Raw genomic sequence first — 16,367 nt, forward strand, 5'->3', positions numbered from 1 at the left:
GGCGTCAAAATCAAATCAACCCAAATATAAAATCATTCAATACCCACACTCGGCATTCCATAGATCAGATATTCAACGCAGACACGGCTGCTCCCAATGAATAGATCGGGTCAAGCGCCCGGATATGCAGTTCTTTTTCCAATTCCACGGCGAAACCCATCGTTGCAAAACCAGTACACGCAAGAACGATGGACTCAGCACCCTTCGCCTTGAGTCTTCTGGCAGCTTCCATAGCCGCGATTCGCCCCTGAGGCGTGTTGAGATCCAGCGTGGTTACCACACCTTCAGGACGATCCATCCCGATATAAGCATCACCTAGTATTCCTCGGATCAGCAGGGGCACTTCCTCTAGGATGGTCAATACACCAACACGCGCCGCTGATGTGAGCGCAAGATGTGCAGCACATGAGCCAGCACCATAGACGGGGATCTGAACTGCGGCACGCATTTCTGCAAGAGCCGGATCGGCTGCACAACTGATACCGATAGAGGTACAGCCTTCCTGTTCCAGTTTTCGTGCCAGATCCACAATTTTGGGAATCGATTCAAGCTCTGTGGCCTGATCATATACCCCCAGCGGTTGATCGGGAATGCAGCGACTCCGAACCTGAATGCCATAACGTCCTTCAATCAATGCCCCGTGTCTGTGGATATCTTCTTCATGATGAAGTGTAATCACTCTGATAAGACCCAACATCGGCATTCCTCCCCAGGCTGTGGATATCTTGTGTATATGTTACCCACAAACTGTTGATAGTTACCCCCAATTATGTGGATATCTCTTTATATATTGTGAATATGTTGTGTATTTGTCGCTAAATCTACCGCGTAATTTACGCATTGGTCCCCACTGTGGATATGTTGTGCATACGCTCTCATACCCTTTTTTTGATCCACAAGGTTATCCCTTGAATATTCTGCTCTATTATTGATCGAGCAGCTCTCCCTGACGCATAATCAACACATCATCAATGTACACATCCGGCTTCTGCACAACGGCATCAATGTGAACACCTGCTGCGACTGTGCCACCGAAGGTATTGTTACTTCCAAAAGCAACATGAATCGTACCGTAGACTTTCTCGTCCTCCAAGACAACACCTGTAATTCGAGCCTTGTCATTGGTGCCAATGCCGAACTCGCCAAGAATTCGACCATCACCTTCGCCCAGCATGGATAACAGCTTGTCTCCTTCAGCGCCAGTTGCCGTAACAAGGCGTCCCTCTCTAACCGTCAATAGAACAGGTTCACCGATCGCACCTATTCCTGCAATTGAGCCATCCACCAGGATTTCACCTTCTCCAATACCGTCAACGGGGGCGATGTAAGCTTCACCGGAAGGCAAATTGCCGGACTCACCTGGATTGAGGTACATACCTGTGCTTGGCACGCCGTTACGTCCCTGAATGGAGAATGACAGCTGGTGTCCATCTTTCTCGATACGGACATTTCTCCCTGCACTCAGCATGGCAGTGACCTTATCTGTCAAAGCCTTCACTTTGGGATATTCTGCGGTAATGGCACCGTTCATGAACATATCGTCCGTCATGCCCGGCATCGTGGCTACCCGGGTTCCAGCAGCTGCCGCCTGTTTACGCGCCTGCGTATGGGTTAGTGAATAACGGGTTACGCATACCGCGACATCTGCACGCTTCATCGCTTCGGCAATCGGCGCAGGCGGCTCTTCACCGGATTTGCTCCGTTCCTTCATCACTATTAGTACCGCATCTGCTCCCAGTGCCTTGCCTGCCTCATATATGGATTCGGCCAGCTCTCTCTTGGCATCATCCGCTACGACAGCCAGTGTCTCACCACTGCGAAGTCCAAGGCATTCCACCAAAACATTTTTACTGACGTCAATTCGTTGCTGGTTCATTGGTTCGTCTCCTCCTGTGTCAGACCATTTCCGCTACTAGTTTACCCATTAGAGCATTCGACAAAATGACAGGGATTCCTGCGCTGGCATTGGCAACCCATTGACGGTGGCGCTCATCATACCCCATGCAATCCAGTAAAATGAGTTCAACACGCCCCTTTAATGATTCCGTCGCCTGCCGGAACTCAGACTCGCCGGATGTATAAGGAGAAGCAGCGGCAAACGCAGGCTGGACCAAGGAGGAAAACTTCAAATCAAGCTGTCCCGCTTGCTCTGCCAAAGGTCCAATAAGCCCCAGACGGCGGCCATCGGCCATGGCCTGTACGGCTGGAGGAATAATGCGGTCAGGCTCAATGAGGTGCACTTTAGCTGAACGCAGACCCGGAAAGGAACCTGTGCACAGCAGCAGAATATTGGGGACACCCATGGCTTCGAATTCACGAATCTTTTGATTCAGCATCGGTCTGATTTTTTCACGGGATACGATAGCTGCACTGCCATCCTGCAGACGGGAAGTCAACACATATTCACCCGGTTCCGGGGCCAGCGCAGCGATCTGAGTTGCCGACAGTCCGTCCAGCACCCCGACCTGAAGGAGTTCCGCCCGCCCCTCCAGGTACTTTTCTAAGACAGGCGCAACATCGGTTCGTGGAGCTTGTCCAATCGTAATCATGCCTAGCTGCTTGGTCATGTTATAGCCTCCTACATATCAGATCGGCTGTAGAAGACACGTATGTCCACAGCATTATTTTTAACTGCCGCTTCAACCGTGACCTTCTCGACTAAACTATGCAGACGGAGCTGCCTGGATCCCTGGTGTCTGAAGTACTTTCATTGATCCATACAGACGAGTAATCAGGTTATATTCCTCCACATTGTAGAAAGAACAGGTGCCATTCGTGAATTCCTTGGCTGTCTCCACGACCAAACGAACTGCGCTTGCAATATCAACCTCATGGCTCGCTCCTGTGCCGCATCCCGGAACTGCAGATTGAGCGGTTACGGCTACGCCTACAACAGGTGCATGTGTAGCCACAGCTGGCTGTAAAATGGAATTAATATGGTATAAGTCATTGCCATATGGCGTAATATCCTGCGTCGTAATCGGGAAAGTCACAGGCAGCTGCCCTGTGGTCATCTCCATAATTCGGAGCAAATCATCGCTCACCCGTAAAATATATCCCTCTTTCACCGTGGGCGAAATGGCGATGCCTTTATGGTTAATCACCCGGTTTCCTTTGGTTGTATCAATGGACAAAATAGCTTCCATCTCTGGCAGAACCTCATGTTCGTTCATCTGCAAAATGTCGACCGGAGAGTCCATAAAATCCACCGGTTCATGCGGAAGAGTCGGGGCATCCGGACAGATATGCGTAGTCACAATGACATCACCTTTGAGCGAATCACCCTTGGTCTGCATATCGGCGAGTTTCAGTCCTGCTGCTACAGCAGCGACGGCGCCATCTGCATCCGAAACGAGTCCAATGCGTGTTGGACGGGCGCCGATTCCACCCAGCCGTCCGACAATCCCCATGGTCGGGGCCTGCCCTCCTGACAACTTGCCGTTTGTACCAGGGATGATGATTTTAACAAAATCCGTACTTCCCTTTTCCCCTTGTACGGTCAGCACTTCAACTGAAACCTGTGGATATTGAACAAATAGTTGCTTTACACTTTCACCATTTACATAAGCGCTGTCCAGCGCGTCCAGTGCCAATAACGTTTTTTGAAGTGGCATCGTACACATCCTCCTCTTAGCTGTTGATCTTGAAATCAAGTCTATCGCAGTTCAGAAGAGGGTCACAATGTACTGCCTTGCCAAAATGAGCATCGTTTTATTGTGCGACAAGTATAAATGGGAGTGAAAATAACGTTTTCATTCCGTTTATCTAACTGTATGTGTAATATAATTTAACATTTTATTATCGAGCTACCTGAATATTTTGTAATTTAGGGAATGCACACTTCATTTCTTCGCTTACCGTCTCTTCATTTGCCATTTCACAAGCAGTGAAGCTGTTTCTTCCACATGAAACAGGGGAAAGTGATGCCCATAGGGAAGTTCCACACGTTGAACGGATGAATGGATATTTTCGGGGCGCGTGTATCCCTTATCGTTCGTCCCCCAAACCATGAGTGTGCGCTGCGCATCTGCACTTGTCTGTGACACTTTATCATTTGGATGGGACTGTATCCAGTGGAGCAAATCAGCATTCGCTCCTGCGATGCGAGGAGACTTCATACCAGAAGAAGATCTCCTCGCATAACCTTCCAGCACGGTTGGATTGATCCCCGCAGCCTCTGCTCTTTTTAACTGCCCAGCCAATTGCTGTGGAGACATCCGAGATAACAGTCCTTGCAGCATTCTTCTCGGGAGTCTTGATATTAGGCGCTGCATACCATCTTTCGAGGCTCCCCATACGGGCTGCAGCATGGCAAGCTGGATATTTTCACGTCCACTCTCCTGCATCACCGCCGCGGCTATGGCTGCCCCAACAGAATGTCCTACCAGTTTGACCGGACCTTGTATCTCATCCAGCACACTTCGCACCCCTTCGACCTGCCCTTTGAAGGCCGTCCCTCTTACCTTGTTCCGATGAACCGGAGAACGCCCAAATCCGGCAAGATCGACAAGCCATATCGGGTTTCCCGTCATACTCCATACCGCATCTCCCAGCGGGATCATATCGTCAGCACTGCTCATCAAACCATGAACAATCACCCAAGGCTCCCCCTTGCCCTCATGGACCAGCACCGCAAGACTTCCCTTACGTGTTCGAGTCCAACCCTGAGGTAAATCCTCCTGTGCAGGATAGCTGAAACGATAATCCAAATCAGCTGTTACGTAAGGTAATAACTCACTAACTTCAGGCAATTTTAGTCCCATTCGCTGAAACAACCCTTCCGTTTGCTGCACTTCAAACTCCTGTTTGGTAATAAACGCGATTGATTCGGGCGGTATTCCGCTAATCTTTGTGCCACCAGCCTTCATCGCTGCATGGATCATGGGCAGGGGTACTGACCATCGAGGTGCAGATACATCCAACTCCGCCGCTAGTAACCGAATCATTTCCTTCATATCCGGACTGTCCGCTTTTCTGGACAACAGGGGATATGTGCCGCCGGATGGATTGCTGTCCTGAGTCAGGAAAACAAGGGTCTGTGCAACCACGTCATTGGATACGAGGGGCAACCAGTGCTGTAGACCACCGGGAATCACCGGCATTCTACGCCTTCTCATCGCCTGTATCATCATGCCAATTCCGCCCGTTTGTTCGGTTGCTCCAGTGGGATATGGACCCACGATTGTACTCGGGTTTACAACAGATAAGACATACGAATATTGTTCTGCATGCTGTCGAATATAACGATCGGCTTCGAATTTCATATGTTCATAAGCACTTTCCGAATGGAAGGCTTTGCTAATCAATGACTTCTGCCCGCTCGACTTATCCCCAACATCTTCATTCGTTGAAGATATGGGCGGAGAATCCTTCCTTCCATAGGGACTCATAAAACCAACCACGTGGATAAAGTGCCTCAATCCGTGTGTACGCTGGATTTCTTCGGCCAGTTCGGCCATGCCTCTTGCTCCATTCATAAAAATCTGTTCTGCCACCTTCGGTGGCAATGTGACATCCATCGTCCCACCTGCATGAATTATGATATTGGCCTGATGAGCACGCTCACGATCAGCTTCGGTCAGACCGAGGCCTGGAGCTGACAAATCCCCCTGAATATACGTTATTCGGCTGAAATCCGTTACTCCATATGCATTCAGAACCATCCTCGCTTTGGATTCAGAGCGTACAAGCAGTAATAACTGCGCTTCACTGTCTCCAAGTTGTTTCACTGCCTCCTTGCCTATAAATCCGGTACTGCCCGTCATCAAAATAGTCGTTGATTCAGTCGCCATGTTGTTCATAGCTGGATTGAGGTCAGTCTTACGTTCTGCATTTGATAATGATGAATTATGTATACTCATTTCTAATCTCTCTCCCTTTTACCCCTATTTATTTTAGTACTATATAGTACTAGTTGTATTCAAAAAAAGAGCTTCGTTTACCGAAGCATCTGACAAAATGTACGTGCTGATTGTTCAATAATCCCTATATCACGCGCAGTCTCCGCGAGTACAAGTGAACCCTCGAATGCAGCGATAAATAATGCAGCCGCGGGTCCCGGCTCAATCCCTTTACGAAATTCGCCACGATCCACCCCTTGCTGCAACAGCTTTTCCATCATCGGCTGCAGCTCACGGAAGAAACGGGCTATGCTTTCTTTCACTTCGGGTGCGCTGGCTGGTGTCTGCATATACAATGTAATAAACGGACAACTTCCTTTATAATCGCGCCCTTCCATGCCTGCGGACAGTAACGCCATGAACGAATAGATCCGTTCTGTAACCTCTCGTTCACGCTGACTGAGCAGCAGGTAGAGCTCCGATTCATACTGGGCAATCCAGTACTGCACCACGGCCTGGAGCAATTCCTCCTTGTTTTTGAAATGGTAATAGATATTCGATTTGGATACCCCGCTTGCCCGCACGACCTCATCCATGCTGACATAGCTGTATCCCTGACGCAAAAATAACTGAGCAGCCACTTCGACTGCCTTGGTCCGATTAACCGGATTGGAACTTTTGGATTTCACAGAACCTGAGATCGATTTTTGATTTGTCATAAATAGAACTATATAGTACTAATTAAACAAACGCAAGTTATGTAGTTAACAAAAGTGATCTTTGCCCCAATTTTCTCATACTTGTCCACATTTAGAACATTTTACACACAGGATATCCACATATAGTATTAACTCTGTGTTAAATAGGTTATTGGGCCACTACATATGATGGAGTTATCCACATTTCAGGGGCAGTATCTCATGCTATTCTTCCGATCTGCGCTAGCGGAGTCCAAAAACTAAAAAATAGGTCAACCAGAATATAATTCTGGTTGACCTATTTAAGTTGACTACTTATTCATATCATTTGCGAATGGCTCCAATAGCCTGTGGATATTAGTATGTGGATAACCATTCAAGGATGAGACAGCACTATTTTACTTATACGGATTGCTAATCCGAGTGATTATTTTTTCAGACTATCCCAGTTTTGCTGCAATGCATCAAGCAGGGCTTTTTTGTCCGATTTACCTGCTACATAAGCCTGAATCGTACTACCGAATTCTTGTGGAACGCCTTCAGGGAAACGGTTAAAGTTCCAGCTTAATGTTTTGTTTTCCTGGCTGTACTTCATGATATCGGTTGCGAGATCACCCAGATCCTCTTCAGATGCCTGAATGGAACTGAACGCCGGGATAAACTTGAATTCTTTGGTCATATACTGTTTCCCGATGTCAGATGTCACGAGCCATTCCAGAAACTCTTTCGCTTCCGGTTTCACTTGCGAATTCTTGTTCACAACCCAGTAGTTCGGTACGCCAACAAACAATTTGTCGTTCGGTTCATTCGTAATTGGCATCGGCAGAATGCCGAGATTCAGATTAGGATCGATGCCATCAATTTGTACCTGTGTCCAGTTCCCTTGCTGCATCATCGCTGCTTCTCCAGTGGCAAAAAGGGTTACCTGTGTGTTGTAGTCGGTTGTAAGCGGGTTTTTGTTGCTGTATTTCAGCGTCAAGTCGAGCAAGTTCATCCAGTCCGTGAACACCTGATTGCCAGGGATTTTCTCCGTACCTTCGTTAAGACCTTGAATAAATTTCACCGGATCTGCCTGATTCGCAAATGCCACGTTTACGTTATGATTGCCGAGTACCCACCATTCCTGATATCCATTGGAGAACGGGGTAATGCCTGCGGCTTGAAGTTTCTGTGCAGCCTGATCCAATTGTTCCAGTGTCGTTGGAATTTCAGTGATGCCTGCTTTTTGGAAGAGATCTTTGTTATAAATGAAGCCATAGCCTTCCAATGCCAGCGGCTGTCCATACAGTTTGCCGTCTTTGGTCATTGGCTCTTTGGCAACATCAAGCACATCTTTTACCCATGCTTCACCTGACAGATCTTCCAGGTATTCGAGCCATGTGTCCAGTTCACGATAACCACCAACGTTGAAGATGTCCGGTTGTTCGCCAGCAGCGAACTTGGCTTTCAATGCAGCGCCGTAGTCACTGCCGCCACCCACGGTCTGAATGTCCAACTTGATGCCTGGATGAGAGGATTCATACTCCGCTTTGAGACGGTTAAGCGCTTCCGCAATTTCGACTTTGAATTGAAAGATTTTAATGGTTTTGTCTCCTGCAGCAGCCTCTCCGCCACCTTGGCCGTCTGTTTTGACAGGACTTCCACTCTTATCTCCGTTGCCACAACCCGCAAGCATTACAGAAAAAGCAATCAGCATAAGCAACGTCAACTTGGTCATTCTTTTCATACATACACTCTCCCTATAGTAGTTTCAGTATAACAGCTTCGTTGCATTTTTTATTCAGGATACCGGGGAGCAACAGCGACCGTAAGCGCACATGATCACGGAGCGGTCCGCCCTCGCACTTACCCTTTAACGGATCCAGCAGTAATCCCCTGAATGATGTATTTCTGCATCAGCAGGAAGAAGATGATAATTGGCATGATACCAAGCACCAGTGCAGGCAGGGCAAGATCCCATTGCTTCGTATATTGTCCGAAGAGCGCAAAGGTCGCAATAGGAATTGTACGCAAATTGGAGCTTTGCAGAATCAGGGATGGCAGCAGATAGTCATTCCAGATCCAGAGTGTATTCAGGATGATGACAGTTACATACATCGGCTTCATCAGCGGGAATACAATCCGGAAGAACACGCCGTAGGCGGAGCTTCCATCCACCCGAGCTGCCTCTTCAATTTCGAGCGGAACCGATTTGACGAATCCGTGGAACAGGAAGATGGACATCGGTGCGCCAAAACCGAGATAACAGATGATGAGTCCGAAGAGGCTGTCGATCAGTCCAAGATTACTGGTTACGGTAACGAGTGGAATCATGATAGACTGAAACGGAATCACCATGGCGGCAATGAACATGCCGAACAAAATCCGGTTGAAGCGTGTATCGCTGCGTACCATTCGGTAGGCCGCCATGGAGCTGATCAACACCAGCAGCAGATTGCTGACTACAGTGACGATGAGCGAGTTCATCAGCGCTGATGGGAACTTGATTTTCTCCCAGGCGTTCGCATAGTTGCCCCATTGGAATACCTCTGGCCATGCTGCCGAATTGGTAAGCAGGTCACCGAATGTTTTGACCGAATTGACAAACAGGAAGTAAAACGGAACCAGGAACAATAATCCAATGAGCACCATAACAATCTCGGTTACAATGGTACTGAAGCGGTAATTTTTTGACGTTTCCATCTATGCCTCCACCTCCTTGCTCTTCGTCACACGCACCTGAATCATCGTGATAATGGCAACGATTACGAAGAACACAAGTGCTTTGGCTGTACCGATGCCGTACCGATTATTCACAAAAGCCTCATTGTAAATATTCAGTGCTACCGATTCTGTTGATCCAAACGGTCCGCCTTTGGTCAGCGACAGATTGAGATCGAACATTTTGAATGACCAGGAGATGGCAAGGAAAAGACAGATTGTGACTCCCGGCATAATGAGCGGGAAAATAATGCTGCGCAGTACCTGCCAGCGGCTGGCACCATCAATTTCGGCAGCTTCCAGCAGATCAGGTGATACGTTGGTCAAGGACGAGATGTAGATGACCATCAGATACCCTGCGGTCTGCCAAACAAATACAATGACGATACCCCAGAAGGCCGTTGGCTCGTCTCCTAACCAAGGGAGGTTGAAGAAGGACCAACCTGTTACGTCGCCTACTGCTGAAAACCCTTTCACAAATATGAACTGCCAGATAAAGCCGAGCAACAATCCACCGATCACGTTAGGCATAAAAAAGATCGTGCGCAGAAAGTTTCTCGTCTTGAGCGGCTTGGTCAGGAAATACGCCAGGAAAAAACCGATAACATTGGTCAAAATTACACCAACCACGGTGAAGCGCACCGTAAACCAAAACGCAGATAGAAACTTGGGATCATTCGCAAAAATTTGCTTGAAATTATCGAATCCTACCCAATGAATGTTCGCCGACACCCCGTTCCAGTCGGTAAAGGAATATACCATACCAAGCAGGAAAGGGACCACGATAATGAGAATAAAAAAGACGATGGAGGGACCCACGAACACAAGCTGCTGTAACAGCTGTGAAGATTTGCGATGCTTCATATCGTTCTCCCCTTCTATAGATGGATGAAATTGGTCTCTTGTTCTATTAAACCCCATTCTCGCACAGGGAAACACCGACCCTGGTGAACAGTTGGGTGTAAAATATTGTCCTCTCTTAACCTGCAACCAGAAGGGGTGTCACGATGTCAAAATACTACAGCATTCGCACCAAGCTAATCGCTTTTATGCTCATCGCCACGACGATCCCGCTGCTGGCATCCATCAGCATGACGTTTATCCAGACTAAGACCGCCCTGCGTGAGCAGGCCGTCGCAGAGAACAAACGCCTAATCTTTCAGGCGTCCACCAATCTCAACAATTACGTGGATAACGTGGCAAGAGCTTCGCTTGCTGTGTACAACGATCCGAATTTTCTGCGAAATCTGGCGAAAATCCCCGGCGACTATCGCGCAGTTGCCGAGGTATACACCACTCTGCAGACGATACGTTCGGCTGTGCCCGATGTATTCCAGCTGTATCTGCACTCTTTTGCTGCCAATCAATCGACATTAATTGCCAATCCTTTCCCGAAGCGGGAAGAACGCAAACAGGCCTACTCCGACTCGCTTCATGGAAAATCGAACGATAAAAGCCCGGATATCTGGGTCGAATCGGCTCACCTTAGTCATTCTTACGGCTTCAAGGCAGCGTCAGCGGATGATCCTCCAAGAACAGTGATTACCCTTCACCGTGTGATCAAGGATGTACCTTCGACAGAACGATTGGGTGTGCTTGCCATCGATTTGAACATGGATACCATTGCCGAAATCTGCAGCAGACTGTATGATCCGACAAAGGAACAGATCTATGTCATCGACAATAAGAACCAGATCATTTTCGAAGGAAAGTCGGAAGTCAGCGGAACGGATGCATTACGGCAGGAAGCAGCGACTGAGCTGAATTCAGCACGTTCCGGTGAAGGGACAGTACAGACCGCTTCAGGGCATTTTGAACAAGATCATTCAATGTATGTGTATCAGCAATTAGGAAGCCAATTTGCAGACTGGACCATTGTAAAACAGATTCCGAATGAAACGCTGTACGCGAGTGCCACCACTCTAACGTGGAATAATGCCATGATCGCTATTGCTGCGCTGTTATTGGTCATTGTGGCAACCTTGTTCATCTCGATCCGGATCACCGGACCGCTCAAGCAATTAATGCGTTATATGAACCAGATTCAGGCAGGACGCCTGCATGTGGATATCCGTTTAACGAGTCGGGACGAGATCGGTGTGCTGGCCCGTCATTTCCGGGATATGATGGATACTGTGAACAATTTGATTTTGCGGGAATATCGCCTTGAAATTGCGAATAAAACGAATCAGCTTAAAGCGCTGCAAGCCCAGATTCATCCCCATTTTCTGTATAATACGTTGCAATCCATCGGTACACTTGCGCTTCAACATCAAGGACAACGGGTGTATGTGCTGCTATCTTCCCTATCCAAAATGCTGCGCTACAGCATGCGTGACCAGACCCGGGTCACTTTGAACGAAGAAGCCGAGCATGCACGACTCTATCTGGAACTGCAAAAAGAGCGGTTCGGTGACCGCCTGGAGGTTGAACTGGATTTTGCCGAAGATACCCTGCGGGCCGAAATGCCGAGGATGACCTTGCAGCCTTTAATTGAGAATTACTTCAAGCATGGAGCGGATGTTCAGCCTGGCAAAGGCAGGATACGCATATCCAGTCAGCGAACGCCTGACGATTGGATTCGGATTCGGCTGGAAAATAACGGACCCCGCATTCCGGAAGACAAGTTGTCCGAAATTCAGCGTTGGTTGCATCCGGCATCTATATCTTCCGATTCCTCACAGGAACCGGAAGAAACCGAGTCAATTGGACTGCGTAATGTGATGCGCAGACTCCAACTGAACTCACCTCCGGGATACAATGCAACGCTTACGATTAGCAATCTGGAACCGAATGGCGTGCAGATCATAGTCAAAATATACGCGGGAGAGTGAACAACATGAAAGCCTTGATTGTCGATGATGAAAAACACGTCCGCGATGCGATTAAGCTGCTTGGTCAATGGGAAGCCGCAGGAATTGATACCTTATATGAAGCGGCAGATGGTCACGAAGCGGTCGCTGCCATTACGGCTCATCAACCGCAAATTGTACTCAGCGATATGCGAATGCCTGGCAAGGATGGTATGGCTCTGCTCGAATGGATATCTGTTCATGCCCCGCACAGTAAGGTACTGGTCATCAGCGGATATGATGATTTTGAACTGGTCAGGCATGCAATTCGCTATGGAGGTACGGACTACCTGCTCAAACCAGTCGAAGCAGACGAACTGAATTCATCCTTATTTAGAGCAGTCGACGCCTGGAAAGAAGACGATGCTGTTCGTGTGCAGTCCACAAGACAATCCATGGTGGTCAATCAGATGCGTCCGCATTATCATGACAGACTGCTCACAGAGCTTGTCGTTGGACGCGGAAGCAATAACACCCAATTCCAGCGGCTGCGGGATGAATTAAATCTGCCCAAGCAGATCGACAGTTGCAGTGTGGCAGTCACCAGCCTTTCCCATCTCGATGCTCAATGCTTGGCAAAATATCGTAGTCAGCCTGATTTGCTCGTATTCTCCGTGCTGAATATCTGTGCGGAGATGTTATCCCCGCCTGCTGAAGGTGTCGTGTTCCGCCAGCTTGATCAGCCGGATGAAGTCGTTCTCCTATACTGGGGTCAATGCTCGACACTTCAAACCATTCTCGAAAAAGTGAACGATGGTCTGGAGCAGACCATTCAACGCCGTCTTCATTTTGGTATATCCAGCTGTGAGTTTTATCCTACGGGGACCTCGGGAGCCTATCAGGAAGCTAGTTTGCGGTTGTGGCGACGCAATGCCTTGCAAACGAAGCAGTGTATTCACGATGCAATGGAGTCCTCCAACGGAAACAAAGGGCTGCGGTTATCTACCTTTGAGGAGTCCTTACGGCTGGCATCTATGAGCGGGCGCGCTTCCAGCGTGTCCAATGCCGTTGCAGAATGGATTGATCCCATTACCCGGCTCGATGTCGTAACAGCGGAGCAGGTACAGCAATGGATGGATGAAATGGAATGGATGATTGGCCGTTGGCTCGACGATGCCGCAGGCGCCCCACCGAAGGAGGAAGATGAAGCGATAGAGGAACAATCCATTCCATTCGCCGAATTGCCTTTGGACCGTGACGGACTGTTATCGCTGCCCTTGCTCCGCTCCCTGCTGGAACAGCGGTTGCTCGCAGCCGGAAAAGCCCTCACTGCACATCATCATGCAACACCGGACCCAATGAGTGAGATTGCACGTTATATGGATGCTCATTATCAAGAGGACCTGTCTCTGCAGCAGATTGCTGCACGGTTCTACCTGAGTCGCGAATATATATCTCGCAAATTCAAACAGCAGTTCGGATTGAATTGGTCGGAGTATTTGGGCAAACTGCGAATCAATAACGCCAAGCTGCTGTTACAGAACCCTTCACTACGAATTGCAAAAATCTCGGAGATGGTCGGCTATCAGGACGAGAAGTATTTCAGTAAAGTGTTCAAAAAAATGGAGGGCATCACACCGGGGGAATACCGTAAAACGTTATCTGGCGGAAATGCTTAATTGAGCCGCCGAATCTGTGGAAATTCGTCTACTAGAACGTGCTCGATTCGTTAAACGATAAAAGGGGCATCCCGTCATGTTCATGACTCAGGGAATTGCCCCTTTCCTTTTTACATATATGGATGCATCTTAATGGATACACCCTGATCTTCTTTTCTAAAGGAATCAGCGATCCCGTAGTATGACAGCAGGAACAATACGAATATAGATTAACTCTCCCGCAAGCTCGACGATCGTCTGGGTTACTATCACTGCGGCAGCAATTGTGGCCCACTCTTGCGGCAATGCAAGTGCCAATGGCAGAACGACAAGTGAATTTCGGGTCCCTGCACTGAAAATAACGGCCCTGCCTTCGCCTGTATTCAATCGAAATAGAGCCACTACGATTCGTGATATGAAGGGCATAGCAACTAGAAAAATAATATAAATGGGCAGAACATCCACAATTACAGCAAAATCATTGTAGACCTTCCCGACCTGCGATGCGACAACCACAATCAAGGCCAGAGCCATCATGGGTACAGGCAGCCAAGCGGTTGCGTTTATCACCCGTTCTCCTCCGGCTTTGCCTTTGGTCACGACTTGCGTAAGAATAGCCAACAGCAACGGAATAACGATCAGGAACAGAAAAGCCTCCACGAAAGGCCCCACCTGCATGACCTGTGCCGCTTCCTTCCCTATGAACAGCCACAAATATACTGGTAATAAGACCATTTGTATAACAAACAGGATTGGCGTTGCAGCAAGCATCAATTTCTCATTGCCCCGACCCAACTGTGTAAAAACAATGACGTAATCAATGCAGGGCGTTAACAGTACCAGATAAACGCCAATGAGCACGGCAGGAGGTTGCGGAAACGCCAGGGTTAACAACCACACGACCACAGGCACTACGATAAAATTAGCCACCAGCAAAGCTCCAATAAATCGCAGGTTGGATAATGATTCTTTAAGCAGTAAAAAAGGAATCTGTGCAAACATGCTATATAGCAAAATCGCAAGCACAGGTGAAACCGTATAATGCAGCGCTGACCCCCATTCAGGGGTGCCCAGCCCAATCGCTGCTCCCACGAATAGGGCAACGACATAAAACCACGTTTGTTGCTTCTCCATCGTTTCTCTCGTAAACAACCTTCTTCCTCTCCCTCTGAGAATTAGCATTTTATCACAATATCAAAATGATAATTGTACGTTTGTAGTGAGTTGTAGTGAATTGAAGTATATGTTATTGTCATATTAGAAAGCAGTTCTGGGTAATATGAAAATATCCGCAATGCGCTAACATTGCGGATATCCAGACAAAAGACCGATGGGTGACCACGGCGCGAATTTCAAATGCATGAAAAACCACCGAATTAAGGGGCCAACCTATCGTCGGTGGTTTTTCTTGTTCTTACGTGTCTTCTTAACGCTGAATAAAGTTCTTAGGCCAGTACAAATACTGACGATCTTTAATAAAGCGTCCAGAATCTTCACGATCAAATCAAGAGACACGGCTCCACCTCCTTTCGGAGCAGCTTCGCCGTGTCTTCCCACCGATTACATTTGTCCTAAATTTGAGTATAGCAGAACGTTGTGAACGAATATAGATAAACTTACCAGCCAAATGAATAAGAAAGAAGTCCATGCCATTAACATATTTCTGCTTCAACCAGCGTACATTGAGACGTAGCACAGCGAATAAGAGCGCGGCAAACCGCAGGGTATCCAGACAACGATCCTGTGAATTTTTTGCGGCTTCTTATTAGAATGCGAAAGAACTGGGTATATTCATTGTAGACTGACCCGTGGTTCATTCATTTTTGTAAAACCAAGGAGGAAACACAATGTCACGTAACAATCCGTACAAGTGGTTAAACGCGATTGGATTCATCGCTGTTATCGTAGTAAATTATCTTTCCAACGCGCTGCCTATCGGAGGTAGAACCAACAAGGAAGTATCGGATATGTACCCTGTATTGCTCACCCCTTCGGGCTATGCTTTCTCTATATGGGGGCTGATCTATCTGCTGCTCGCTGGCTTTGTCATCTATCAGTTCGTTCCCTCTTCTTGGAAAAGAAACTCCATTACCCGCCTCGGTTACTGGTTTCTAGCAAGCTGTGCCTTTAATGTAGCATGGATCTTTGCTTTTCAAAATCTCAAAATCGGTCTCGCCTTAGTCGTCATCGTTCTGCTTCTGTTGTCCCTGATCATGCTATATGTAAAAACGCGTGCAATCACCCTCCCCACAACGGCCGAAATCTGGCTCGTGAAGCTGCCGTTCAGTATATATCTTGGATGGGTTAGCGTGGCAACCATTATCAATGCGGCTGTATTATTATATAAAATCGGCTGGGATGGCTTCGGACTCAGTGAACCTACCTGGACCATCATCATGTTAATTGTAGGCCTTGTGCTGGCTGTACTGGTTAGCTTCCCTTACCGGGATAGCGTATACCCACTTGTCTTTACTTGGGCATATATTGCCATCGCACTCAAACAAAAAGACGTTACCTCCGTATATTATACGGCAATTATCATTGCGATCGTACTAGCCATTTATGCGGTATGGCTATTCTTCGCCCGTAACCAGGATCGGGATTAATCCGGATCTGTTCATATAAATTCAAAAAGCCGATTTCGGTCATCTGACCAGAAATCGGCTTTTTATGTAACTT

At 47.9% G+C, this 16,367-nt stretch carries 13 protein-coding genes; 3 read left to right on the forward strand and 10 right to left on the reverse strand.

All coding sequences use genetic code 11. The features are described 5' to 3' along the window. Positions 1 to 64 precede the first annotated feature (64 nt). The 9 genes from BUA17_RS21110 to BUA17_RS21150 form a co-directional block, all read right to left on the reverse strand. Positions 65 to 697, reverse strand: coding sequence for an aspartate/glutamate racemase family protein (locus tag BUA17_RS21110; protein WP_072734894.1), 633 nt, complete (start codon positions 695 to 697; stop codon positions 65 to 67). A gap of 228 nt (positions 698 to 925) precedes the next feature. Beyond that, positions 926 to 1,876 carry an aminopeptidase gene (locus BUA17_RS21115; protein ID WP_072734895.1) on the reverse strand — a complete coding sequence of 317 codons (951 nt, stop codon included), beginning with the start codon at positions 1,874 to 1,876 and terminating at the stop codon, positions 926 to 928. A gap of 19 nt (positions 1,877 to 1,895) precedes the next feature. After that, on the reverse strand, positions 1,896 to 2,567 hold the full coding sequence (locus BUA17_RS21120) for an AroM family protein (protein ID WP_072734896.1): 672 nt from the start codon (positions 2,565 to 2,567) through the stop codon (positions 1,896 to 1,898). Between the two features lie 96 nt (positions 2,568 to 2,663). Next, positions 2,664 to 3,614 carry a DUF1177 domain-containing protein gene (locus BUA17_RS21125; protein ID WP_072734897.1) on the reverse strand — a complete coding sequence of 317 codons (951 nt, stop codon included), beginning with the start codon at positions 3,612 to 3,614 and terminating at the stop codon, positions 2,664 to 2,666. A gap of 240 nt (positions 3,615 to 3,854) precedes the next feature. After that, positions 3,855 to 5,861 (reverse strand): alpha/beta fold hydrolase, encoded by a 2,007-nt coding sequence (locus BUA17_RS21130; protein ID WP_083584806.1) that lies wholly within the window; start codon positions 5,859 to 5,861, stop codon positions 3,855 to 3,857. A 77-nt stretch (positions 5,862 to 5,938) separates the two neighbouring features. Continuing rightward, entirely contained in the window at positions 5,939 to 6,559 is a 621-nt protein-coding gene (locus tag BUA17_RS21135) for a TetR/AcrR family transcriptional regulator (protein WP_072734898.1), read from the reverse strand. A 406-nt stretch (positions 6,560 to 6,965) separates the two neighbouring features. Beyond that, a complete protein-coding gene (locus BUA17_RS21140; protein WP_063567993.1) occupies positions 6,966 to 8,264 on the reverse strand; it encodes an ABC transporter substrate-binding protein in 1,299 nt (432 codons plus the stop codon). 119 nt (positions 8,265 to 8,383) lie between these two features. Then, on the reverse strand, positions 8,384 to 9,220 hold the full coding sequence (locus tag BUA17_RS21145) for a carbohydrate ABC transporter permease (RefSeq protein WP_053779743.1): 837 nt from the start codon (positions 9,218 to 9,220) through the stop codon (positions 8,384 to 8,386). Then, on the reverse strand, positions 9,221 to 10,102 hold the full coding sequence (locus BUA17_RS21150; protein WP_063567994.1) for a carbohydrate ABC transporter permease: 882 nt from the start codon (positions 10,100 to 10,102) through the stop codon (positions 9,221 to 9,223). 143 nt (positions 10,103 to 10,245) lie between these two features. Here BUA17_RS21150 and BUA17_RS21155 point away from each other — a divergent pair, with 143 nt between their 5' ends. Both BUA17_RS21155 and BUA17_RS21160 read left to right on the forward strand, forming a co-directional pair. After that, positions 10,246 to 12,072, forward strand: a complete 1,827-nt coding sequence (locus tag BUA17_RS21155; RefSeq protein WP_072734899.1) for a cache domain-containing sensor histidine kinase — start codon at positions 10,246 to 10,248, stop codon at positions 12,070 to 12,072. Positions 12,073 to 12,077: 5 nt separating this feature from the next. Next, a complete protein-coding gene (locus BUA17_RS21160) occupies positions 12,078 to 13,709 on the forward strand; it encodes a response regulator transcription factor (protein ID WP_072734900.1) in 1,632 nt (543 codons plus the stop codon). 165 nt (positions 13,710 to 13,874) lie between these two features. Here BUA17_RS21160 and BUA17_RS21165 read toward each other — a convergent pair whose 3' ends face one another. Beyond that, complete coding sequence (locus BUA17_RS21165; RefSeq protein WP_072734901.1) at positions 13,875 to 14,870, reverse strand: arsenic resistance protein; 996 nt, start codon at positions 14,868 to 14,870, stop codon at positions 13,875 to 13,877. Between the two features lie 665 nt (positions 14,871 to 15,535). Here BUA17_RS21165 and BUA17_RS21170 point away from each other — a divergent pair. Continuing rightward, entirely contained in the window at positions 15,536 to 16,294 is a 759-nt protein-coding gene (locus tag BUA17_RS21170) for a tryptophan-rich sensory protein (RefSeq protein ID WP_072734902.1), read from the forward strand. Positions 16,295 to 16,367 lie beyond the last annotated feature (73 nt).

The organism is Paenibacillus sp. ov031 (genome assembly GCF_900143165.1).
Classification (GTDB): Bacteria; Bacillota; Bacilli; order Paenibacillales; family Paenibacillaceae; genus Paenibacillus; species Paenibacillus marchantiae.